Consider the following 25055-nt stretch of genomic DNA (forward strand, 5'->3'; position numbering starts at 1 on the left):
TATGAATGAATTTCGCCAATGAGTTTTTTAGTTAGCTTATACTCCAAGTATTTTGCAGACCGACACATAGGTATTTGGTGGACCACCACATACGTATTTGGCAGATCGCTGCATACGTATTTGGCGGATCGGTAAATACGTATCGTATAATCCTCAGTCTGATGCTCGCACTTTCTTCAGTCCTTTGTTAATTTCCTCCACACGCTTCTTTGTCAACGGATAGAAGTACACGACTATCATTGCCACCACAGCCACAGCGGCAGGTATCCAGCTCATTAGCAGGTTCAGTCCCGTCAATGCTTCCGCTGTCTGCACGGCACCTTCCGCCGTATTGTAGCCGAATGACGCCAGTATCCACATCACAGCCGCACCGCCAAACGCACCGCCAAACTTCTGTGCCATAGATGAAGATGAGAATATAAGTCCTGTCGAAGCCGTTCCGTCCTTCAGTTCGGCATAGTCCGAAACATCGGCATACATACTCCATATCAATGGTGAAACGATACCCGTACAAATAGATATAATGATTTGCATTATCAACATCAACCAGAAACCAAACGGTGTGCAAGGCAGGTAAAAGAACAGGATACTCAATACCGCCAATGCCGCCATCGTGAAAATATAGGTAGACTTCTTACCCAACCCACGCGAAAGGGGAACAGCCAGTACTACCCCTATCATATTAGAAACTTCACCCACTCCGAGGAATAACCCGGCATAGAACAAAATCGTGAAGTCACCCAAGTTTAAAAAGATACTGTCACCTATATAATCTTTAAAGAAATAAGCAGCCGTAGCACCACGCACCGTATTAAACAAGTTAGAACACAATGCCGCACCTATCAGCAACCACCAGGGAACATTGGACAACAACGACTTGAAGTCCTTCCCGATAGAAACTGTAGAAACACTCTTTACATATTCCCTCGTCATACTGAAGCAAAGCAAGAACACAACAAAGCACAATGCAGCAATCACAATCATGGAATATTGCCAACTGACGGTCACTGAACCAGTCATCTCCCTGAACCATGTACAAAGCGGTTCCCAAGCAAACAAGGCTATAAAACTACCACCATAGGCAAAGAACATCCGGTAAGAAGAGAACACGGTTTTCGTATCCGAATCGTCCGTCATCACTCCCAGCATAGCCCCATAAGGAACATTGATAGCTGTATAAACCGTCATCATCAGAATGTAAGTAACGTAGGCCCAGACGAGTTTCCCCGTAGGTCCAAAATCGGGCGTGGTAAACATCAATATACCGCAAACAGCAAACGGAAGAGAAATCCACAGCAGATAAGGACGGTATTTTCCCCATCGCGTATGTGTTCGGTCGGCAATGATTCCCATCATCGGATCGGATACCGCATCCCAAATGCGCGTTACTAACAGTAGGACACCTGTGTCCGCCAGGCTCAGCCCGTATATATTAGAATAGAATATAGGCAGATAATAGGAGAATATCTTCCAGAACATAGAGGAAGACATATCACCAAAGCCATAACCAATTTTCTCTTTAAGTGTTGCCATAGGTATGAAATATGAGGTATTAAGTATCAGGTATTAAAAAAAGAGCATAAAAGTACAAAAATAGCGCTTCATACCTAATATTTAATGTTTAATTTCAGGTTCTTGTCGATAAGCTTCTTCAAAGTCTCTACGGAAGCGGAAGAAGACAAACCATCGACCGGAGTATTCATGCAATAATCTACCAATTTATCTACAGTAGAGGTAGCTACATGCATCCGCGTATCCGAAGACGCATAGTAGATGAATACCTTACCATCTTCATCGGCAATCCAGCCATTGGTAAAGAGTACATTGCTCACATCACCAATCCGCTCCTCTCCTTCGGGAGCCATGAAATAGCCACCGGGAGTAGCAATCAGTTTCGTAGGATCATCCAGAGCCGTCATATACATATAGAGCACATAACGCAGTCCGGCAGCACAGGCCCGTACCCCATGCGCCAGGTGAAGCCAACCTTTTGGAGTCTTTATGGGGTGAGGCCCTTCACCGTTCTTCACCTCTTTAATAGTATGATAATAACGATAGTCTATGATCTTCTCTTCTTTTACCTCGGCATGAGTCATATCATCTACCAATGCCCAGCCGATGCCTCCACCACTTCCGGCATCAATAAACCCATCTTGCGGACGGGTATAGAGCGCGTATTTACCATCTACAAATTCAGGATGAAGGACTACGTTGCGTTGCTGGCTCTTAGTTTTCAGATCCGGCAAACGTTCCCATGTCTTCAAATCCTTGGTACGGGCGATACCTGCCGTAGCCGTAGCCGAAGATAGATCTCCCACGGGTGCATTATCATCATGGCGTTCGGCACAGAATATACCGTATATCCAACCATCTTCGTGTGCTGTAAGACGCATATCATATATATTAGTAGCCGGAATCACATCCTCGGGCATAGTGACCGGATAATCCCAAAAACGGAAGTTATCCACACCGTTGGGGCTCTCTGCCACGGCAAAGAATGATTTACGGTCAGCCCCCTCCATGCGCAGCACCATCAGGTATTTGCCATTCCACTTGATGGCACCGGAGTTGAGTGCGGCATTCATGCCGATACGCTCCATCAGATAAGGGTTGGTCTGTTCATTCAGGTCATAGCGCCAGAATACCGGTGTGTGCGCTGCCGTCACTACAGGATATTTATAGCGCGTAAATATGCCGTTTCCTTCCTCTATCGGCTCGTTCGTTCTTGTTATCAGTGCCTCATGCTTCTGAAAGAGTCTTGTTACCTTCTCATTAAAAGTTTCCATATTGATTGTTTTTTCTTATTTATACAAAGAGTTTATGTCTGCCGCAAAAAGTGTCTTAGGGTTATTATAGAATGTCATGAAATCCTCTGCTGAGGTCTGTCCGGGATAGGGAGCATAAAAGTGAGTGATACGCTCACGGGCATTACGCCACACCAGAACGTAAGCTATCGGATAATTTCCAATGCCCGGCAACAGGGTCTCCGTCCACCACTTCGGATCAGGGATGCCTTCATATCCGGTTTCGGTAATGGCAATTACTTTATTGTGCGCTTTACCGATGCTGTCCACAATGGCAAGTGATTTTTCAAGATTGGCGAGATACGTATCACGCTCGAATTGATAAGTGTCGAAGCCAATCAGATCAATAAGTTCATCACCGGGATAACGTTTCAGATATTGTGCGGTATCCTGAGGTTCTGAACCAGGCGAGTAAGCATAAAGTGCATTATCCACACCATCGTTACGAAGGATATCCACCGTCATATGCCAAAGCGCCTTGTATTCTTCGGGAGTACAAAGTTTTTCGCCCCACCAGAACCAACTGCCTGTATGTTCGTGCCACGGACGGAATAGTACCGGAACCTTTACCCCCTCTTCTGTTTGTAGAGAATTGATAAAAGCTGATACTTTACTTACCCAACCGGTAAACTTCTCATGATTGGCTCCACCGGGTAAGATAGATTTCACCACCGTCGTATCCGATACATCCCAGGAGTCTCCCCCCGTCAGCGGATTGCGCAGATGCCAGCTTAAAGATGACATTCCGCCCCTCTTATACTGATTCAATATCTCCTTTCTTATTTTAGTAAACGGAACTTTATCCAGACTCATAGTATCACCCAGTTCTATATGTCCCAAGTCGAAACTTATAACTGCGGGATAATCTCCACAAACGCTCTTCACATCAGAACGTCCTTCGTCGCCTTCCCAACCTATACCGTAGTTGGTATCATCATGATGCCCGAACATAAAGCCCCGGGATGATACTTTTTTAAGATTGGCAAGCAGGTTCTCAGTTTCAGAGGTACGTACTGAACTTCTTTCCTCCTTTTGTGATTTCTGAACCGGTCCACACGAGACAAGACTTCCTATAAGCAAAGTCATTGTTAATAATCTAATGTTTCTCATAATTACGTTTATCATGCTTCTATCCTTTTAGTTCTGCGAAGATAGCAGATAATTTACAGACATATTGATACTATTTTATCTCTTTCCAACCTTATTCAATCAGGGAAAAAAGCGGCTTCACCTGCTTGTGATAAAGCCGCTTCCGATCCCTGATTATGGTCCTCTATCAACCAACTACTTCATGTCAGGTAAGTCCTCACGGGATATCACGAAATTTTGTTCCATAGCATCTTTCCACCAAGCCTGATCAGCATGTGGCGTTTCCGCGTCTTCCGCGTCATACCAAGGCATAAACCAAGACCAGCGTGCACCGGCTGCCCATTGCTCGGAAATCTTGCCTACCGTGCCACACTCGCTTAATGCAACCATCTTATTGCCATAAGCTACTACTATAGAACTATAATCTGAAGCACAAGTGCTTGCATCTTTCGTATAAATATCACGTCCCACAATATCCACATAAGCATCACCCGGATACCAATCGTCATCACCGGTTTCAGTAGTCCATACCCAGATCAGGTTATTCAACCCTTCTGCCTTAAAGTAGTTGAACATGGCAATCCACATATTCTTGAAGCTTGTGGCATTCTTACCCCACCAGAACCAGCCACCGGCAGCCTCATGGAATGGACGCCAAATTACAGGAATGCCTTCATCTTGCAACAGTTTTAAATTAGCCGCAACTTTAGCCAAATCTTCAGTAAAGACTTTATTCTCCCAAGTTCCCTCAGTCAAAGCATTGTCTGCATCAAAATCCGTATCTTCCCTATAGAATGCATATTTAGTATCACTTGCCGAACCACCTTCCAAATAAACGCCAGTAACCGTATAGTCGTGACCACCGATAATCAAACCACCATCTTTCAGAGATGTCAGAACAGCTTCGGTAATCTCCAATTCAAAGTCACCTGTAATATCAAAATAATCCATACCTGGAGCGATTTCAAGCCAGCTACTATTTTTAAAAGAGCCTTGTGCACCCGCAGCTATATCTTTTACAGTTACTCTCACTTTATTCCCCACTTGTGCCTCAGCAAAAGCAGCTTTTGCTGCATCATCCGTCAACTGAACATTTCCACTCCAATCACCGGGCATAGCCTGTTCGCCCGTCCATAGCCCCTCAGAGAAAACATCAGGTGCCTTTGTCGGCACATTCCAATGCCACATAGCAGACACTAAACCACCGGCATTCCACCAATCTTTCACAGGAGTAATATCACTATAGTTAATCCAGTTTGCACCAGAAGCATACAGATGCACATAGTCAAAACAATTGACAGCAGGATACTTACCTGTCCACTGATATACTTGTTCCGACTTTTCCGTATTCCAATTCACATTGGCCATCATAGCCGAAAGAGTCTTGCTCTCAAAGTTTTCTAACAAGTATGCATAAACTTTCTGTGCAGCAGGAGTAGCAGAAGCATTTACCAACGATTTATCCAAAGCAACGGTAGTAAACTGAAGAGATACAGCCGGAGCAGGCATCTTATTCGGCCCCAGCACTACACCTTCGGGAATAGAGAGAGAACACACAGTTTCGCGTGTGGGTACTTCTACAGTCAGTGTCAGTACATTACTGGACCCATATACATCAGCACTAATCAGCGTGCCACCCGTAAACGAAATTTGCTTCAAGTCTTCCGTAGCAAAGAACACGTTCTTGTCATACTTCACCTCAATGGTGATTTCGCCTCTCTTCACCTTGGCAGCATTCGCCTCCGGAGTGGTGGACACCAGTACAGGTGCCTCCACTTCGGGAATGGTATATTGTGCATCAGTATCAGTGCAGGATACAAATCCAAAGGCTGTTACCACAAACAGGGCAGCCCATATCTTATTCATTTTCATAATATTCAATCTTTAAACATTAGGGTAATATGGTTATCTTACTAATGGTCATTCCATCTCCCTGAATCAGCAACCCTGTGGAACTCCAACCGTCCCCTCTCACGCCTTTCAGGCAATCAACCATCTCTTGAGTAAGCAGTAATTCCATAACACGGGCAGATGCATTGCTCCATTCGGCAATCGTTGTGAGTGCTGTCCAGTTCGCATCATTGATTTGGAACTGACCTGTTCCGCTTACATAAAAATGAATAGCAGATTTTCCTGCAACCAGTTTCATGTCCTTAATGGAAGGTTCCTTATCAATCAAAATACGAAAACGACCTGCGTCATCCCAAGTCACAGCAATTGGGAAAGGCATCAAAACAGATTGATCATCCTGTCTCACTACACAGTTTTTCAAATCCTGTTCAAGCGAGATTTCCCATTCCAGCGTCACGCTACTGAATGTCAATTTGTCTCCCTGGATAATAATACCCGCATCGTTGATGCCTTCGCACTCTTTCTGTTTGGCCTGAATGTTATTCAATATTTCTTGTGTCAACACCAAAGGCGTAGAACGATTGGCAAATGTCCAGCCATAAATATCGGTAGGGACTAACATTCCATTAACCTTAAATTCCCCCTCCGTAAAGTTGATGCCGGAGAAATCACCATAATTGATTTGAGCCTGTCCCCAATCGTCTATCTTTTGCGCATAATGCAACACCATGCGGGCACCGTCAGGCACATCCTTGAAGGCAGAAGCCGGGATGATGACACGGCCTCCCTCATTCCAAGTTATGTCGACCAAACCTTTCCAAACTTCATTCTTGATGTTGGTGGCAGGAACAAATGCGATGGCGTATTCTATCGATCCATTGGCCGATATCAACTTCACCTTTGTATTGGCATTGGCCATCTGCGGAACAGCTATGACAAGTGTATTGCCATTGATAATAAACTGGACAGCTTTTCCGTCCACTTCCACACCGGTCAGTTTGTCGCCATTTTCCACAGCAATGGTAAATATCTCTCCACCCTTCAGTTCTTCATCTTCGCCCGGCAATACAGGAATGTAGCAAAATTCGGGTGCATTGATGGTAAGAATCGTTGTTTCAACGCTCTCCCCATTGCTCATTACCAAGGTTAATACACCCGATTCAGTACCCATTGTAGGCATAGCGATGGTCAACTCCGTAGTAGAGGTTGGAGTAACTTCCACTTCGGCTCCACCGGTATAAATGACCTTAGCTATTAAATCTAGATTTTTACCCTGAATAGTTACATCACCGCCCAAAGAAACGGCATCATTGACAAATGCTATGAATTCAGGTTTTAGAGTGGTAATAGCCACCGGTACAGAAGTACCACTTGCCGTATTCAATAACAATTCACCACTGATAGCTGCGACAGGCATCACCACTTCCACCTCGGTAGCACTCTTCGCAGCAGGTTCCACAGCCTCTTCCACACCTGGGAATGTAACAGTAGTCACCAGTTCCATGTTGATACCGGTCAATGTAATCATGTCGCCACCGCGCAGTCCGCTATCCGGAGTTGCTACCACTTTTTCAGGCAGTGCCATGCCAATGTTGGCAATAGCTACTTCCACACCTGAAGCGGGAATCATCACAACAGCGCCATTCGTTGCATTCTCTGGTAATATAAATGTGATAGTTTCTTCACCTTCCCCTGATTTGGCATAATCAAATTCCACTTCTTCCCCATTCGGCATCTTCACAATATTCACCAAATCAAGGTCTTTACCCTTCACTACAATCTCATCACCCGGTTTCTTTGCTGTCAGATCAAGCGGTGCTTCCACAGAAGGCAAAATAACAACAAGTCCCTTCACATGGATTAAATTACGCAAAGCATCGGAATCCTCGGAAGAAGCATCAGCCAAAGTCACGTCACCGGTTCTTGCTTCCATTGGAACTTTCACCTGAATTTCCTTGCGTGAGTGAGCTATGAAGTCGTCCTCACCCACTGGCAACTCTTCAAAGAAGATTACCTCTTTGATAAGATTCAGATATTCACCCTTGATGACAAGTACTTCGCCTGGTTTCACCGGATTAGGTGTAATCGTCTCTACGCCTATAGGCTCGGTATAAGTAATCTTAGTCTTTGTAGTAATCTCTCCCGTAGGTGTTTTCAGAGTGACATATCCCACTTCAGCCGTTTGAGGAACGGTTACACGTATCTCATTCGCACTGATTACTTCTATATCAGTAATCTCCCCGCACCCGGGAATAGATATAGATTGTATCTTGTCCATTCCGCTACCCAGGAAACGGAGTTCACCGCCACGGGCTACAGGACTGGGACCAAACACATTCAAACTGATACCACCTTTATATTGGTTAGTATCTTCTTCATCTCCATCATCGCAGGCCGAAAATGACAAGCAACCCAAGAGTATGAGGCACATCATCCAAAGTGCCGAAAGTTTATATGTCTTGTTCATATCTATAGTATCTTTAAAGGTTATTTATTGGGAACCGCACGGATATTATCAAGCTTGATAATCGGCGTACACTCTGTACCATTCACTCCTCCGCCTACAACAAAGAATGTCAGACTGGCAAAATCTCCCGGTGAACTGGGAACACTTTCAGCCGCTGCTCCTAAACGATCGAGAGTAAAGTTGGAAATAGGCACGGTTACAGTTACCCATTTATCACCGGTATCGTAAGAACCGGTATCCATCCAAGGACGATACAACGCACGACCGTATGTCCCCAAACCATCTTCTCCATTAAATACCTTGGCATTGGCTCCTGCAACAACACCATCAAAGCCTTCTATCGGATTACCACTCAGTGTCACCTTGTCATAGCCTGCAAAACAAATTTGCATAGCACCCGCACTCCACGGATTAGACGTAGGAATATACATCTCAAACTTCAAGGCCATATTAGCAAAATCTGTAAAATCTACCAGATTATGCAATGCAATACCATCACCCGATGTTACATTCTGCGGATCATCCCACGAACCACACCAATATTCGAATGCAAATACACCGTCGTTCCAAGCACCATCCACACTCATTTTTGATGTACCGTCACCCAACTGGACAAAGTTGCCTGTAAGTGAAGTTTCATCCGTCTTGATTTCTCTTTCGTGCCAACCGTGATTGCTCAAACCTGTCTTTCCGTCAAAGTCGAACATAAGACCACGTGAATCAAGATAGTGGAACGTAGAAGTACTCTCGCCATAAATAGACGCTACACGAATAGAACCCTCTGTATCACATTCGGGCATTCTGAAAGTGATAGTGCTATTAGTGAGCTTTGTAAACGTAGTAAGTTGCTTTCCATCAGGAAGAGTTACAGTAAGCGGTACATTAGGATCATCAATGAAGTAATTTCCATAAAGAGTCACTTCACTTCCGGCGGTGGCATATTCACACGACATAGAAGCTATCATTGGCTTGGGAACTATCACATGGAAACCATATTCTACCGTATCTTGCGCGGCAGTCACCATATAAATTTTATCACTCACTTCTTCAGGTATATTATCAGGAATCTGAACAATCATAGTGTGAGATGTGATATAGCTGGTATTCAACTGTGCCTTTTGATCATTAAAATAGAGTTCCTTGATACTTGTAAGGTTATCACCCACAAGGCAAATAATAGATTTCAGGCTTGCCTCCACGATGAGAGAGTCCGACTGTGCCAAATAAGGCATACGTATATAACTCACTTGGGGCAGACCACCGGTAAGCTCAAACTTATCAGGTTGGTCCTCACATGAAGTAAACATTCCCGCAATCAGCAGCAGACTTACTACCAACCCTTTGAAATATATATTCATTTTCATATTCATTACTGTTTAACTGATTAATAAACGAACTCTGCTCTTACATCCAAGTGCTGAGCATCTTCCAATAAATGAGGGTTATACACCACATCTTCGTCAGGAAGAGGAAGTTTAAAAATAGATGCGGTTACATTCGGTTTCGGAGTATTGGTTTCGTAGTACATGGAAGATTCATCCACATTCCATACATTATTCATCTTATACTCCTTGTAGAGGTCGGGCAATCCATAATAACCATTACGACGCTGCGCTTTAATGATATCCATAGCCTTATTAACATCGTAATAGGACATACGAACAAGATCAAACCAATAGTCACCTTCGAAAGCCAGTTCCAAACGGCGTTCTTTCAATACCTGATCAAGTGTAATACTGGCGGGTCTTTCATAAGCGGAAACAGCACGTTGACGAACCTTATAAAAAGCATCAATAGCACTTGCGTCTGTAGTAGAATTGTTATTACCAATTACAGCTTCGGCATAAACCAGATATATATCGGCCAAACGGAGTACATGAGTATTTAGTGAACTGCACTGCTGCCCCGGACTGATACCAAAAGTTTTAATATGATCGTTTGTATTTCCATAAAGATGTTTGGCGATATTGGCACCGGTACCCGATTGCAGACCATCATTAGAGCCTGGTGCATATTCCTTATCATACAGGAAATCCAAATAATTAAATCCTCCCTTGTCCTGCCACCAGTAACTGTACTTATCACCAGCCATCATCATTGTGGCCTTGCGACGAGCATCACTCTGATTTCGCTGAGTAGGATTATCGAGCGGAGAAACACCAAACGCATCTTGTAAGTCAACAGAAGGTGCAGTCCAGTCACCCCAACATTGGTATGTTTCAAAGCCCTTCATGGCAAGTTCCGAGGTCAGACAGTTTCCACAAGTATAATTATTTTGTTCGGCAGTCCAACGCCAGCCGAATAAACTCTCTTCACAAAGATCATTCTCCCCTTTGAAAATATCCTCATAATTGGCCATCAGTTGTTTGCCTGAATTATTGATGACGTCTTTTGCATAACTGGCAGCCTTAGCCAAATCGTCAGCATCTCGTTGTCCGTTACCATTAGCATTGATTCCGGATTTTGTCAGATAGACTTTAGCCAGCAGTCCCTTAGCAGCCCATTTGTCTATACGTCCGGCCTGATTCTCCTCCGGTAGTAATTCAATAGCCTTTTCCAAAGTCATAATGATATATTCATAAATATCGGCAGCTTTCACCTTATACTTTTCATTGTAGTTGCCTGCTGCTATTTCCGAACTATTATCATGTACAATTGGAACTTCCCCAAAAATACGTACCAGATAGAAATAAGCCATCGCCTTCCAGGCCAGGCATTCACCCATAGCAGTATTCTTCACACTTTCTGAGGCATTGGCTGTCTTTAATCGATTATAAATGGTATTGGCCTGTGCATTGACAGCCCACAATGAGTTAGAAGTACTCTTCATATCTTCGTCACTACCATTTACCGTAAAATTGGCATAGGGACTTCCACCCAAGAGCAAGTTACCCGACAAAGCTTCGGGAATCTTGTAATACCCACGACTCAAAAAGTCGTACCACGGTGAATTGTAAAGTGTATTGACACTTACTTTGGTCTGGGCATCATTTTGGAAATAGTTGCCATCGTTGTAACTATCTTCATTGGGTCTGTCCAGAAAATCCTCGCACGATACAAAAGATAATCCCAGTATCGCTCCCATTGCTATATATTTAAGTCTTGATACTTTCATGTGTATTCTATTTAAACGGTTAAAAAGAGAGATTCAAACCAAAGGAGTAAGTAGTGGGTGAAGGGTAACGTCCAAAATCCACGCCATATACATTCGGTGACATTGTGCTGACACCAATCTCGGGATCGTAACCATCATAGCCTGTAATGGTTAACAGATTCTGAATATTACAGTAAACACGCAGATTCTCCACACCGCACTTGCTCATCCACTTTTTAGGGAAAGTATAACCCAACGAAAGATTCTTCAGACGAATATAAGAACCGTCTTCTACGTAGCGGTCACTGATACGGTCATTATCGTTAGGGTCACCGATAATAGCACGCGGTAAAGAAGCACTCGGATTGGCAACACGTACATTCTCCACATGATTGTACCACTTCGTACCATCGGTATATACAATAGAAGGATCAATCGGTTCCAATTGGGCACGGTTCAAAACATCAGCATGTTGATTGGCCCAAGGAGAACTCATAGTAGTCAGATTGCGTTTAGTAAGATTCATCACTTTATTACCATAACTTCCGTTGATAAAGATACTCAGGTCGAAGCCTTTATAGCGGAACGTATTGTTCCATCCAAATGTGAATTTAGGCATGGGTGAACCGATATTGGTACGGTCATTCTCATTTATCACACCATCACCATTCAGGTCTTTGTATTTAATATCACCCACATATACAGTATTAGCACCATCAAACACTCCATTCGCCGGATATTTCACAGGTTTGGGTGAAGTTTGCAAATCGGCAAGGTCCTGATAAATACCATCTGTCACATATCCATAAAAAGAGTAGAGACTTTCGCCTGTATCAGAAAGGCTTACTAATGTACTTCCCCATTGCGCATAACCCATAATGGCCGAACTGGCTGTACCGTTCAAGGCTATCAACTTATTCTTATTCCAAGAGATCTGGAATTCTGAGTCCCACTGGAAATTGCCAACCAACGGGTGAGTATTCAGCGTCAACTCTAATCCGGTATTACGGATGTGTCCGTAGTTACCCATCGGTGCCCGCAGTTTAGAGTTATCATTGCCCGAGGTACCCATGTAAGTAGGCATCTGCAAATCCATCAGCATATCCTTGGATTCCTTTTGATACCAATCGAGAGTTACATTAATTCTATCATTGAGGAAACCGAGGTCAAGTCCCAGATTGATCTGTTCTTGTTTCTCCCATTTCACATCCAGATTAGGAATATTCTGCGGACGGTAACCAGCTCCAAGCGAGGTATACACCTGTTGCATATTCACACCCCACACATAAGAATTAATACTGGAATTACCAGTCTGCCCCCAACCAGCACGGAATTTACCATTGCTAATCCATTTAATATTCTTCATGAACTTCTCATTAGTAAAGCGCCAAGACAGAGCGAAAGAGTGAAATCCTGCCCAACGATTGTTTGGGCCGAAGTTTGAGGAACCGTCGTAACGATAAGTATAGGTAGCATTGTAACGGTTGTCATAGCTATAGGTCCAGCGGGTAAAGAACGAAGCCATGGAACTGCTGCCAAAACCAGCACCGATGGTCGGAGTATTGGTACCCAGCATCGGGTTATGTACAGCATCGGAAGGCAAATTGGAGTTAGCGACTTTAGTATAGTCATATTTACTTTCCCAGCATTCCTGACCTACCATTGCACTTACAGAATGCTTCTCGGCAAACGTGTTATTATAAGTCACGTAGTTCTTCAACTGCCAGAAAGTATTGTTATTTTTCTGAATACTACTTTCATTAGCTTCTTTCCAGTTAGGCAAGTCTATAGCGTTATTATACACTTCCGCCTTACTGTAACCAATATCATAACCTAGTTCCGCATGCCATGTAATATTCTTGATAGGTGTCAATTCAGCGTAAATATTGCCTGAAAGTTTCTTGCGATTCAACATATTATTGTGCTCCATAGCCTTGGCAATAGGATTATGAATGCTGTAGTTCTCACGGGCAAAAGAGGCATAGTTGCCATCAATATCATAAATAGGAGCCTCAGGCAAAGAAGTCAAAGCGAAACCGACAATACCTTCGGCACCATCAGCCAGCTTTATGTCATCATTAGAATCAGCAAATGTAGCACTCAAGCCCAACTTCAGCCATTTCTTCAACTGCGCATCTAAATTTACGCGCAACGACAAACGATTGAAATCAGAACCGATGATAGTACCTTCCTGATCCATATAACCGGCCGATACATAGTACTGGATTTTCTCCGTACCACCTTGTGCCGACACTTGATGTTGTTGTTGAAAAGCTGTTTGAAAAATGGCATCCTGCCAGTTAGTACCTACTCCCAACAGAGAAACATCACTATAATAAGGATCTTCTTTCACACCACCGAAGCCTGAAGCCACAAAATCATTATAATAACCTCCAAAGCCCCGGAGATTGAGCATATCCAAACGTTTGGTCTGACGACTTACAGCCATCATACCATCGTAAGAAAACTTAGCTTCACCGGCTCTACCTCTCTTAGTAGTTATCAGAACCACACCGTTCGCCCCTTGTGCACCGTAGATAGCTGTAGCAGAAGCGTCTTTCAGAATCTCCATACTTAAGATATCAGCGGGATTAATGGTTGACAATGGGGAAATAGTGGACGTAGTACCATTGTCCAGAGCATCACCAAAGCCTAAAGAAGAGCCACTGGTACTTCCACCTTGCACGATCACACCGTCTATCACATAAAGTGGTTCGGCATTGGAATTAATGGTAGCCTGCCCACGTACACGGATAGAGGAAGCTGACCCCGGGGCACCTGAAGTCTGTACCGCCGTAACACCAGCGGCACGTCCCTGCAAAGATTGATCGAGGTTGGTAATAATCGAGCCTTTAATTTTATCTTCGCCCATAGATACCGAGGCGCCTGAAAGGTCACTCTTTTTCATTGTACCATAGCCTACAACGACCACTTCATCCAGAAGTTCAGAGTCCTCCTTCATTACCACATTCACAACTTTTTGTCCCGCCTTCAAGGTAATTTCCTGCTGCTTATATCCGATACAGGAAATTACCAGAACATCTTTACCGGTCGGAACACTCACACTAAATTTCCCATTTACGTCCGCTATAGAACCGGTACCGGTTCCTTTTACCAGGACATTGGCGCCAATCAGAGGGGAACCATCCGTACCGTCAGTAATTGTACCGGTAACTGTGGTCTGTTGGGCCATCACATGACAGCTCAGGAAGAGCGTCATCAGAAACAACATAAAGTTCTTCATACTATAATTATTAGATTTAATATGTCACAAATCTTTCACGACAAAGATAGATGATATCAGTGGCGCAAACAAGTACAATTTTATCTGGAACTAATACTATATTTACAAAATAACAGTATCAGTTCCATACCCTTGCTTTAATGTCTGAATTGATTATATGATTCTATTTTTTCTGTAGTTCATCGCGTACTATCTGCCCCCATTCCTTCATATCCTGATCAGCCCAATTGCCGTCAGAAGCAGCTGAGGGAAGAAGCATTGAGCAAGTCTCATTCTTATCCGAAACAGACCACGCTACCCAACTTATGGAACGTTGCTGCATCCAGTCCAGCCAGTTTTGCCACTCTTCTTTATTTACCGCACCATCGCCACTGGCCTCCATACCGGCACATTCGGATATAAATACCGGAAGCCCTTTGCCCAAAGCATAGTCTGTACGGTCACGCAACCATTGTCCGTGAGTATTAGCATAAAAGTGAACAGTATACATTATATTATTATAACCGGTAATAGGATCATCTGCCGCCAAGTGAATATCCTGATCCCAATGCGGACAACCTACCAGAATAACAGCCTCTGGTTCTATAGCACGGATGGTTTTGATAATTTCGACAGAATAAGCCTTCACTTGTTCCCAGCTATCTTCCACCGGTTCATTAAACACTTCATAAATCACATTAGGGACACCCTTATAACGGGTTGCCATTTGTGCAAAGAATTCCTTGGCTTCTTCCTGACGCAGATTATGGCTATGCCAGTCAATGATTGCATAAACATGATTTTCAATAGCCGCATCCACTACTGTCGTAACACAGTTAATGCCAAACTCCGGCTTGTATACATAGCAGGCACTATCCAAGTCCACTCCCATAGAAGCTCGAAGCACCTCCGCACCCCAATCTCCAGAAAGATAAGCTACGGTAGAAGCATTATAGAAACGAGGCCAAAACTGATGCCACCCATAACTGACACCTTTCAGAACAACCGTATCGCCCTGTTCATTCATCAATTGCGTACCAGTCACACACAGACGGGGCAACTGCTTTGCAGCACCTTCCTGATTTGCTTTTTTAGACGCACTCGCCCCACATCCAAACATTGCGATCAGCAGACAAACGGCCAACAAACTTTTCCAGATATTCATCATATTATTTCAATTTTGCATTTTCAGTTTTTATAATCTCAACAGTAGTATCCGTTGCAAAAACAGAATTCAATCCCTGCTCTTCCTGAGCCGGATCTCCGGTGTAATCATCTCCCTTTTCCCAATAGATATGGTCGGAATTCTGTTCAGCAAAACCACCCCATGCCCAAAAGTTACATCCGGCAAAAAGTCCGCCGTTCTCCCGGTCCTGACGAATCAAATCAAATACATATTGATAATATTCATCACGAACTTCTGTCGAAGTACTTTTAGAAAAACGAAAACCGTCACGAGGGAAACCAAATTCTTCAAGTACCACAGGCTTCTTATATTTCTGCGCAATCACCATGTGATCATTAATATATTTCTTCGTATTCTCCTTAGCTCGCGGAAGAAGTTCTTTCAAACTATCAGCTTTTACCCATCCCCAATTATAAGGCCAAATATGGATATTCAGATAGTCAATATTCGGATCTGCATGCACTCTTTCATATAATGCAATATCCCCCTCACATCCCGCAGCACCTTCACTTCCCGAAGAAACCATATGATTGGAATCAAGTGACTTAATAAGAGCGGCAACATCTGCCATCCATTGAGCGAAAGGCTCCTTGTTTTCATCGAAAAAAGCGCGAGGCTCATTGCCTATCTGCCAGGACATAAGCGTTGGATCATCCACATATTTTATCTGATTATACCTATTTGTTCTTGTGACGATGTCTTTGACATAATTGGCAAACAACACCTTCGCGCTATCCGATTGCTGAAATTGTTTCACATACTCCATATAGGCGGGCCAACCGTCTATTGCAGGCACTACAGCCTTACCGTGTCCCGACCATTGCAGATATACAGAATAACCACCACTCCACTCCCAAGAGTTATTCAAATAAAGTACGGCAGTCATATCCCGTTTGCGCAACTCATTCATGAAGTAATCCAATCCGGCTAAAATAGTATCATTATACACACCGGGAGCTACTTGCAGAGAAGGTTGTACACGGGTTTTCACACCATTTTCACCGTCCGCACCTACCAATACACGCAAATTATTAATACCGATACTTTTCAGAAAATCCAATTCTTTATGCAGGCGTTCACGATTGCCTCCTTCACCTTCAGAACCAAGAATGGCACCATACCAGAAATTGGTACCTACATAATAATAGGGTTTTCCATTACGGATGAACTGTCCGTTCGCATTCACATGAACGAATGAGTTTTCAACAGGTTTAGGAGTACATGCACCCAAAAAGGATAAAAGAAGAGTCAATAAGAATAAGTGTCTCATATTATCAGGTTTTAGTAACAATTTTATCATTTCCCTATTCCCATCTGTTTCCACAGCCATGCCAGCCATTCGTCCCATTGTTCCTGATACCAATAATGACCAGTTTCAAGATATGGATGGAGTTCTTTGGGAGAAGTCACCGCATTATAAGCGGCATACATGGAAGTCGGCGGACAAACATCATCATTATATCCCCAACTGAACCAGCCGGGTACTGTAAGACAACGGGCAAAGTTCGCCGTATCATAATAACGCACCACTTCCAGTTCTTTAGCATCGGGAGCACCATAATAATAGAAATAATGCGGCCAGCCACAAGCACGTTTCTTCATAGAGGCTTCATGATCGCACAGTGCCGGATGAACGGCAGCAAAGAAAGTGACGCGCGGATCAAGGGCCGCCGTCATCACAGAAAGTGCCCCACCCTGGCTGGAGCCTGTCACACCAAGTGCCTGCCCGTTATATTGCGGCAATTCACAGATGAAATCTACTGCACGCAAAGCACCGATAATCACCCGGTGATAATAGAAATTCCTCAAATCATTCCGGCAGAAAGTCCAATAACCATTCAATGCACCATTCATCAGGTTATCATAAAAAGATTGCTCCATAGTAACGGGAATACCATGGATGCCAACCTCCAATGTGATTGCACCTTGTTCCGCTGTATAAACATCGCCGGCATACGGACGAATACCTGCACCGGGCACACGCAACAGAGCCGGATACTTACCTTCTTTTTTCGGTACACAGAGGACACCATAGAAACGGGAACCCCAACGATCTGTTTGAAAGCTTACATGATAAACATTGACTGTTGCAGTGCATCGTTCGGGAAGCAGAGTCATCAAGGGTTGAAGCGATGTCCGGCGGGCGCCTTCCAGCTCTTTCACCCAAAATTCACGAAAATCCGCGGGAAACTCCGTAATAGGCTGCAATTGTTCGGGAGCATAAGCAGCGGTCGCCAATCCTTCGTATTTACGGTCACCTACATGTGCCGTCACTTTGCAACGCAGGAATCCGGGTGTCTTCATCGTCCCTTGCAACTTTAATTCACCATTCTTCAGTAATACGCCTTTCTTGACTTCGGTAGGATACATCTCCGGCCCCAGCTCATAATCCACCGTCACGTTCTGCAAAAGATTCTGAGCCTTCAGCACCCTCACGGTAAATGTACATTTGTCATTCAAACGATAATTCCAATCGGTATGATCAGGAGAAACCATTACACGGATTTCATTACCGCGTATCTGCGCTGTTGCAGCAAGCATACACAACAGACATCCAAAAAGAAGTGATATTTTTCTCATGGTAGAAAACTAAGATTTGTTCGTTGTTGCAAATGTACGTGGTTTCGAAGAAGAATAATGATACAATATTATCATATCACAATCTTCTTCTTTCTATAGTTTTCCCTGAATTCCTTTGGTGAACAATCTTTTTTACGTTTAAACATCCGGTTGAAGTTGGACAGATTATTAAAGCCGCAATCATAGCAGATTTCGGCAATGGTATGCGCCGAGTCCACCAGCAAGCGTGTAGCAAACCCCAGACGAATATCTATAATATAGTCGGAAAGCGTCTTCCCTGTACGCAAACGGAAGAAACGGCTGAACGAAACCGGTGTCATACCCACCATATCCGCCAGAGTATTCAAACGGATGTCTTCCTGATAATGATCGGCAATATATTTCTGTACCTTCTGCACCCGGCGACTGTCAGAGAACGTCTCGATCTTAGCAAAGGAAGAACTGGACAGCACCTTTGCATCATCATACAAAGACAATTCATAAAGAATGCGCAAAAAATGCATCACCGCATAGAATCCCTGTTCTTCGGAAGCCAGTTTATCCAGCCAGTTATACACCTTCATGATGGCTTGCATGGGGAAACTAATGCCGCATTGCGCCTTTTCCAACATACGCCGGATGCTGTCGAACTGGTTTTTATTCATGAAGTTCTTGAAAAACAGGTCGGATGAGAACTGAATCGTGATTTCCCGTATTTCCTTCGAAGTACATTCGTGTTGCTCCCACACATGTTCCAGCTCTTTGCCGGTAATCAGTACCAGATCATAGTCACTGATCACCTCGGCAGAGTCTCCCACTACCCGGCGGACACCGGCTGCGTGTTCCGTAAAGTTTAGTTCGAATTCGGCATGACAGTGGATAGGATAAGTAAACTCCGTCTTGCGACGGTCGGCGATATAAAAACAATCGCGATCGGACAAGGGAGTAATCTCCCTCATAATGTAGTTTGAGTTTTCCATATTGATTGGTTAAAATAGTATCATGTCACAAAAATAACCATTCTTTTTAATCCCGAATGGTAGAATTTGTTTTATTATGGGGTAAGATTTGTTATAAAAGAAAGAAAGGTTATACCTAACCATCGGAAAGGTATAACCTTAAAAGAAAAAAGCAATAACTGTATTTTATTTCTCCTATTTTATTTCACAAAGAAAGAATCTTTCAGCAGATCTTTATCATCAGAAGATGCACCCACCATCACAATGAACTCACCCGGTTCTACAATCTTCTTCATCTTTTTATCATAGAAAGCCAGTTTATCGGGAGTAATCTTAAAGTTCACGACCTGACTTTCGCCGGCTTTCAACGATACGCGGGCAAAGTCTTTCAGTTCCTTCACCGGACGGGTGACGCTACTGAATTTATCGCGGATATACAGTTGCACGATTTCCACTCCATCACGGTCGCCCGTATTCGTAACTTTTACACTCACATCCACCGTACCGTCCTTAGTGATTTCTTTCTGTGCCAATTTTAGGTCATCATATTTATAAGTAGTATAAGAAAGGCCGTGACCGAACGGATAGAGCGGAGTGCTTGGCTTACCTGCCGCATAAGGATGGAAGTATTGTGACGGCTTATGGTTGTATATCATCTGCAACTGACCTACACTATGAGGAATCGTAATAGCCAATTTGGCGGACGGATTCACCTGACCATACAGAATTTCGGCTACTGCCTGACCACCGTACATCCCCGGTGCCCATGCTTCTACGATAGCGGGAAGATTTTCGGCCGCCCACTGCACACCGAGAGGACGTCCATTCACCAAAATAAGAATAGTCGGTTTACCGGATGCAGCCACTTTCTCTATCAACTCGTTCTGCAAACCTACGAGGTCGATATCCGAACGGTCGGTATCTTCACCGTCCGTACGGTCGTTCCAACGGAAGCGCATCATATATTCGCCTGCCACTACAATATTGAGATCAGCACTCTTGGCACGCGCGGCAGCTTCAGCCACTTTCTTCGGATCCATGTTGCGTGGGTCCCAACCCTGGTCTACAAAATCAAACTGAGTATCGGGAGCAATCATTTTCAGACCTTCCAGGATGGTAGTTACGTTTTCATCTTTCTCAGGAGCACTCCAGTCACCCAGGATATTCTGGTCGTCGGCATTGATACCGGTCACCATGATCTTCTTATATCTGGAAGCGTCCAGAGGGAGCACACCGTCATTCTTCAACAATACAATGCCATTGCGGGCAGACTCAAGAGCCGTTGCACGATGCTCATCGCAAAGGCGCACTTTCATGGTTTCGGCCTCATCGGCATAAGGTTGTTCGAAAAGGCCGAGACGGAATTTGATATCCAGTATGCGGCGTACAGACTCGTCAATACGGGATTCTGGGATACGCCCCTCCCTCACTAATTCCACTACCATTTCGTTCCAGTGGATACCATGCATGTGCATGTCCATACCTCCCATAATAGACTGATAAAAAGCTTCCTTCAGATTTTCGGCAGTAGCATGCAGGTCATGGATATGTTCAATGTCCATCCAGTCGCTGACTACGAATCCGGGGAAGTTCCATTCGCCACGCAGAATGTCTTGCATCAACCACTCATTGCTATGACAAGGAATACCGTTCAGCTCATTGTGGGCAGTCATCAGAGACATGGCTCCCGCCTTCACTCCTGCCTCAAAGGGAGGGAAGAAAACTTCACGAAGTGTACGCTCTGACAAATCAGTGGGAGAACCGTTCGTTCCGTTGATGGGTTCACTGCCACCGACGAAATGCTTGATACAAGCCAATACATCTTCGTTGCCATTCAAATCGCCTTGATAACCTTTCACTGACTGTACGCCCAGCAAAGTGACCAGATAAGGATCTTCACCATACGTTTCGCCAACACGTCCCCAACGGGCATCGCGGGCAACTTCCACATTCGGATTAAACGTCCAGTGCATGTTCATGGCACGCATTTCCTTCGCTGTCTGCCGGGCTATCTTATAGGCCATCAGCGTATCAAAGGAACAGGCAAGATTGATGTTGGTGGGATATACCGTATTATCCGGCGCATTGGCATTGCCATGGATGGCATCGATACCGAATATAATAGGTATCTGCAAGCGGCTCTTCATAGCGAGAGATTGCAGATAGTTTGCTTCTTCAATGGTCAACACATGCAGAAAAGAACCGATCAAGCCTTCTTCCGTCCACTTCTCTATATCTTTCTCCGTAAAGCCGGGATAGAAAGCATTTGCCGTATTATTCTTCAATTCTTCTTCGGTCATCACGGCACTGTTTGCCTTGATATGTTCCACACCGACGAACTGGTTCATCTGACCTACTTTCTCCTCCAGAGTCATTCTTTTCAAGAGATCTTCTACCCTGTCCTTTACGGGTGCGGTAGAGTCTTTATACACTTCCTTCTGGCTTCCGCCGCAGGAACACAAACAAGCTCCGATTGCCATAGTTGCGATTATTTTCTTCATTATTATTAGGGTTTTGAGGGAAAGTTGACAAGGGGACGAGTTGACAAGGGGACAAGGTTCCATGCGGCATAGGAGCATTGCGCAGCCCCTTGTTCCCTTGTCAACTCGTCAACTGGTTTCCTTCCTTTCTTTCCCGTTACCCCCGCAAAGATAGCGCTCTCCGGAAACTTCCGATAACATTTTCTTATCCAATTATAGTATAATTTGTTTCCAGTCGGGGCATCTGTTGTAATCCGCTCACTTTTAGACAAAGAAAAATGGTCTTTTCCGGAGAAATTGCCTATTTTTGTTTCCCGATAAAAGTACATTTCTCACTTAAACTGAATGATATGATAAACCCCATTTACTCTCCCGATTCCAAGCGGTATGACAACGGCATGAAATATCGTCGTTGCGGGCGAAGCGGCATATTACTGCCCGAAGTTTCTTTAGGTTTGTGGCACAACTTCGGAGATGTAAACACCTTCTCCAATTCGCAGGTAATGGCACATTACGCCTTCGACCAGGGCATCACGCACTTCGATCTCGCCAATAACTATGGCCCGTCCTACGGTTCGGCGGAAGAAACTTTCGGCATGATTATGAAGAAGTCATTCATGCCCTACCGGGACGAACTGTTTATCTCAACCAAAGCCGGACATGATATGTGGCCCGGTCCTTACGGTGAATGGGGTTCCAGGAAATATCTGATGAACAGTCTTAATCAGAGCCTAAAACGGATGAATCTGGATTATGTAGACATCTTCTATTCGCACCGTTACGATCCGGAAACTCCACTCGAAGAAACATTGCAGGCGCTTGTGGACATCGTGCGCCAAGGCAAGGCCCTGTATGTGGGTATTTCCAAATACCCGAAAGAAGCAGCCGAATTCGCATACCGCTATCTGGCGGAGAGGGATGTGCACTGCCTGCTCTATCAGGGAAGATACAATATGTTCAACCGGGAACCGGAAGAAGAAGGTATCCTGCAACAGGCACGCGAAAACGGTACCGGTTTCATTGCCTTTTCACCGCTGGCACAAGGCCTGCTGACCAACCGTTATCTGAATGGTATCCCCGAAGATTCGCGGATTGCCAAAGGTGGATTCCTGAAGAAAGAAGCGCTGACAGAAGAAGTGCTCAATAGAATAAAGGCACTGAATGAAGTGGCTGCCCACCGCGGACAGACTCTTGCCGAAATGGCGTTGGCATGGGTGCTGAAAGATGAAATGGTCACTTCGGTCATTATAGGTGCAAGCTCCGTAGCCCAACTGGCGGATAATCTGAAAGCCATAGAAAATACAAAGTTCACAGCGGAAGAGCTGGAAACGATCCAACGGATACTGGACTAAACATAATAGAAGAACAAGCGCCTCATAAAGAAGGTCGCAACTGTAAACTCTCACTCGCCGGCAATGTGTTTCAGCACTGCCGGCGAGTTTTTTTTGTCTATATTTATCAATAAGAGACCATTTTAAAAGAGGACATCGTTAGCTTCTGATAATCAACATCATAAGATAAGGCACACAAAGGTAACGACTGAGATGGTTTAAGGTAACGACTGATATAGGATGAAGTAACGGCTGATATAGGATAAGGTAACGACTGTTTCCGGTTCCTTGTTTCATCGTAAATAATTGTCCGATTATATCCGAAAGTTTAAGACTGAGAGGTGGCGGCTTCACCCCCTATCGTCCTGTCACCTTATAACTCTATCACCCTATCCCCTTATCACCCTTTTATTCCCCATTTTGAGCCCTCCTGCCCAATAGCCTGTAAAATACCGTCTACACGCCTATTCCCCCAATTCCGGAAGCCCCGTTTTTCTGCAAAAGATTAAAATTTAACATACCCCCTTCTGAACCTTTTATTTTTTATCTTGTTCATGTACCAAAAGCCTGAGGTACCAGGGCAGGATTTTTATATTTAACCTAAACATTATAAAAGTATGAAGAAATTAATTCCCCTATTATTGGTGGTCTTGACTTTCGCAGCCTGCGAAAAAGACCCTGACACGGATAAGCTGGACAACAAGTATCTGGTTTATACCAACTATGACACGAAAGCTGATTTCAAAGCTTTCCAAACGTACTACATGCCGGACAGTATCCTTATCATCGGTGATAAGAAAGAAGCTGAATACTGGAAAGACGAGAGCGCTCAGGAAATTCTGCAAGCCTACGCTACCAATATGAACAATCGCGGTTTTGTCCGTGTAGACGATCGTGAAGAAGCCAACCTCGGTTTGCAGGTCAGCTACATCAAGAGCACTTACTACTTTAATGACTACGGACGTCCCGAATGGTGGTGGAATTACCCGGGCTACTGGGATGCACCTTACTGGGGCAACTGGGGCGGATGGTACTACCCGTATGCTGTGACTTATACATATAGCACCGGTTCATTCATCACCGAGCTTCTAAATCTGGAAGCCACTCAAGGCGAAAAGGAAAAATTGCCCATACTCTGGACAAGCTACATGAGCGGATTGCTTAGTGGTTCTACAGCTGTAAACACCAAATTGGCCATTGAAGGTGTGAACCAAGCCTACACTCAATCTTCTTACCTTACTAATAAGTAATTGTTAGTAGTAAATAGTTAAGTAGAGAGGTACAGCCTGAAGTATCTCATAACTAAAAACAATAACAAGTATGAAAACAATAAAATATCTTTCTATAAGAGTACTGGCAATCACTGCCCTGGCTCTCGTCTTCGCCATGCCGGCAAAGGCACAATTAACCGATAACGGTTATGCCAACATCGATTGGCAATTCAACTTCCCCCTGAGCAACCACTTCGCTGATAAAGCCAGCGGATGGGGTATGAGTTTTGAAGGTGGTTACTATGTGACTCCGAACATTGCTCTTGGTGCCTTCCTGGCCTACCACAGCAACCACGAATACTTCGGTCGCCAGACACTTCCCGTAGGTGAAGGCGGTAGCATCAATACTGACCAACAGCACACTTTGTTCCAGTTGCCTTTCGGCCTTGCCGGACGTTATACTTTCGACCGCGGTAGCGCTTTCCAACCTTACGTTGGATTGAAAGTAGGTCCTCAATATGCCGAAATCAAATCTACTTTCAATGTGTACGAAGCTAACAAGAGCACCTGGGGCTTCTACGTATCACCGGAAATTGGTATCAACATCTACCCATGGGCCTATGGTCCGGGTCTGCACGTTGCCGCTTACTATAGCTACGGCACGAACAAGGGCGACTTGTTCACATACAGTGTAGATGGTTTGAGCAACTTCGGTCTACGCCTGGGTATTGCATTCTAACATAATTTGCATTGCAACACAATAAGTTTGACTGGTATTAATTGATTGTTTCAAGACGTGAA

Annotated in this window: 16 protein-coding genes; 3 read left to right on the top strand and 13 right to left on the bottom strand. The window is 44.3% G+C overall.

Features of this window, described 5'->3' with window-relative positions; all coding sequences use genetic code 11:
* Positions 1-153: 153 nt before the first annotated feature.
* The 13 genes from BACCELL_RS10505 to BACCELL_RS10565 all read right to left on the bottom strand — a co-directional run bounded on the left by BACCELL_RS10505 (position 154) and on the right by BACCELL_RS10565 (position 21733).
* On the bottom strand, positions 154-1533 hold the full coding sequence (locus BACCELL_RS10505; RefSeq protein ID WP_007211743.1) for an MFS transporter: 1380 nt from the start codon (positions 1531-1533) through the stop codon (positions 154-156).
* A 74-nt stretch (positions 1534-1607) separates the two neighbouring features.
* On the bottom strand, positions 1608-2786 hold the full coding sequence (locus BACCELL_RS10510) for a glycoside hydrolase family 130 protein (RefSeq protein ID WP_007211744.1): 1179 nt from the start codon (positions 2784-2786) through the stop codon (positions 1608-1610).
* A 15-nt stretch (positions 2787-2801) separates the two neighbouring features.
* Complete coding sequence (locus BACCELL_RS10515) at positions 2802-3914, bottom strand: glycoside hydrolase family 26 protein (RefSeq protein ID WP_025725792.1); 1113 nt, start codon at positions 3912-3914, stop codon at positions 2802-2804.
* 174 nt (positions 3915-4088) lie between these two features.
* Complete coding sequence (locus BACCELL_RS10520) at positions 4089-5765, bottom strand: glycosyl hydrolase (RefSeq protein ID WP_007211746.1); 1677 nt, start codon at positions 5763-5765, stop codon at positions 4089-4091.
* A 19-nt stretch (positions 5766-5784) separates the two neighbouring features.
* Positions 5785-8211: a hypothetical protein gene (locus BACCELL_RS10525; protein ID WP_007211747.1), complete on the bottom strand. Its 2427-nt coding sequence runs from the start codon at positions 8209-8211 to the stop codon at positions 5785-5787.
* A 20-nt stretch (positions 8212-8231) separates the two neighbouring features.
* Positions 8232-9575: a glycan-binding surface protein gene (locus tag BACCELL_RS10530; protein ID WP_044153786.1), complete on the bottom strand. Its 1344-nt coding sequence runs from the start codon at positions 9573-9575 to the stop codon at positions 8232-8234.
* Between the two features lie 20 nt (positions 9576-9595).
* Positions 9596-11326 (bottom strand): RagB/SusD family nutrient uptake outer membrane protein, encoded by a 1731-nt coding sequence (locus BACCELL_RS10535; RefSeq protein WP_007211749.1) that lies wholly within the window; start codon positions 11324-11326, stop codon positions 9596-9598.
* A 19-nt stretch (positions 11327-11345) separates the two neighbouring features.
* Positions 11346-14549: a SusC/RagA family TonB-linked outer membrane protein gene (locus tag BACCELL_RS10540; RefSeq protein WP_007211750.1), complete on the bottom strand. Its 3204-nt coding sequence runs from the start codon at positions 14547-14549 to the stop codon at positions 11346-11348.
* Positions 14550-14712: 163 nt separating this feature from the next.
* Complete coding sequence (locus BACCELL_RS10545) at positions 14713-15696, bottom strand: glycoside hydrolase family 5 protein (RefSeq protein WP_007211751.1); 984 nt, start codon at positions 15694-15696, stop codon at positions 14713-14715.
* A 1-nt stretch (position 15697) separates the two neighbouring features.
* Positions 15698-16984, bottom strand: coding sequence for a glycoside hydrolase 5 family protein (locus BACCELL_RS10550; protein ID WP_044153790.1), 1287 nt, complete (start codon positions 16982-16984; stop codon positions 15698-15700).
* A 26-nt stretch (positions 16985-17010) separates the two neighbouring features.
* On the bottom strand, positions 17011-18294 hold the full coding sequence (locus BACCELL_RS10555) for an acetylxylan esterase (protein ID WP_044153591.1): 1284 nt from the start codon (positions 18292-18294) through the stop codon (positions 17011-17013).
* 71 nt (positions 18295-18365) lie between these two features.
* Positions 18366-19253, bottom strand: coding sequence for a helix-turn-helix domain-containing protein (locus BACCELL_RS10560; RefSeq protein WP_007211754.1), 888 nt, complete (start codon positions 19251-19253; stop codon positions 18366-18368).
* A gap of 179 nt (positions 19254-19432) precedes the next feature.
* Positions 19433-21733: a glycoside hydrolase family 3 N-terminal domain-containing protein gene (locus BACCELL_RS10565; protein ID WP_007211755.1), complete on the bottom strand. Its 2301-nt coding sequence runs from the start codon at positions 21731-21733 to the stop codon at positions 19433-19435.
* 329 nt (positions 21734-22062) lie between these two features.
* Here BACCELL_RS10565 and BACCELL_RS10570 point away from each other — a divergent pair, with 329 nt between their 5' ends.
* From BACCELL_RS10570 to BACCELL_RS10580, 3 genes are all read left to right on the top strand, one after another.
* The gene (locus tag BACCELL_RS10570) at positions 22063-23064 is read left to right on the top strand and encodes an aldo/keto reductase (RefSeq protein WP_044153791.1); all 1002 of its coding nucleotides are present in this window, start codon (positions 22063-22065) and stop codon (positions 23062-23064) included.
* 596 nt (positions 23065-23660) lie between these two features.
* Positions 23661-24293, top strand: coding sequence for a DUF4136 domain-containing protein (locus BACCELL_RS10575; RefSeq protein WP_007211758.1), 633 nt, complete (start codon positions 23661-23663; stop codon positions 24291-24293).
* Positions 24294-24363: 70 nt separating this feature from the next.
* Positions 24364-24993, top strand: coding sequence for a porin family protein (locus BACCELL_RS10580; protein WP_007211759.1), 630 nt, complete (start codon positions 24364-24366; stop codon positions 24991-24993).
* Positions 24994-25055: the final 62 nt, after the last annotated feature.

It is taken from the genome of Bacteroides cellulosilyticus DSM 14838 (assembly GCF_000158035.1).
Classification (GTDB): Bacteria; Bacteroidota; Bacteroidia; order Bacteroidales; family Bacteroidaceae; genus Bacteroides; species Bacteroides cellulosilyticus.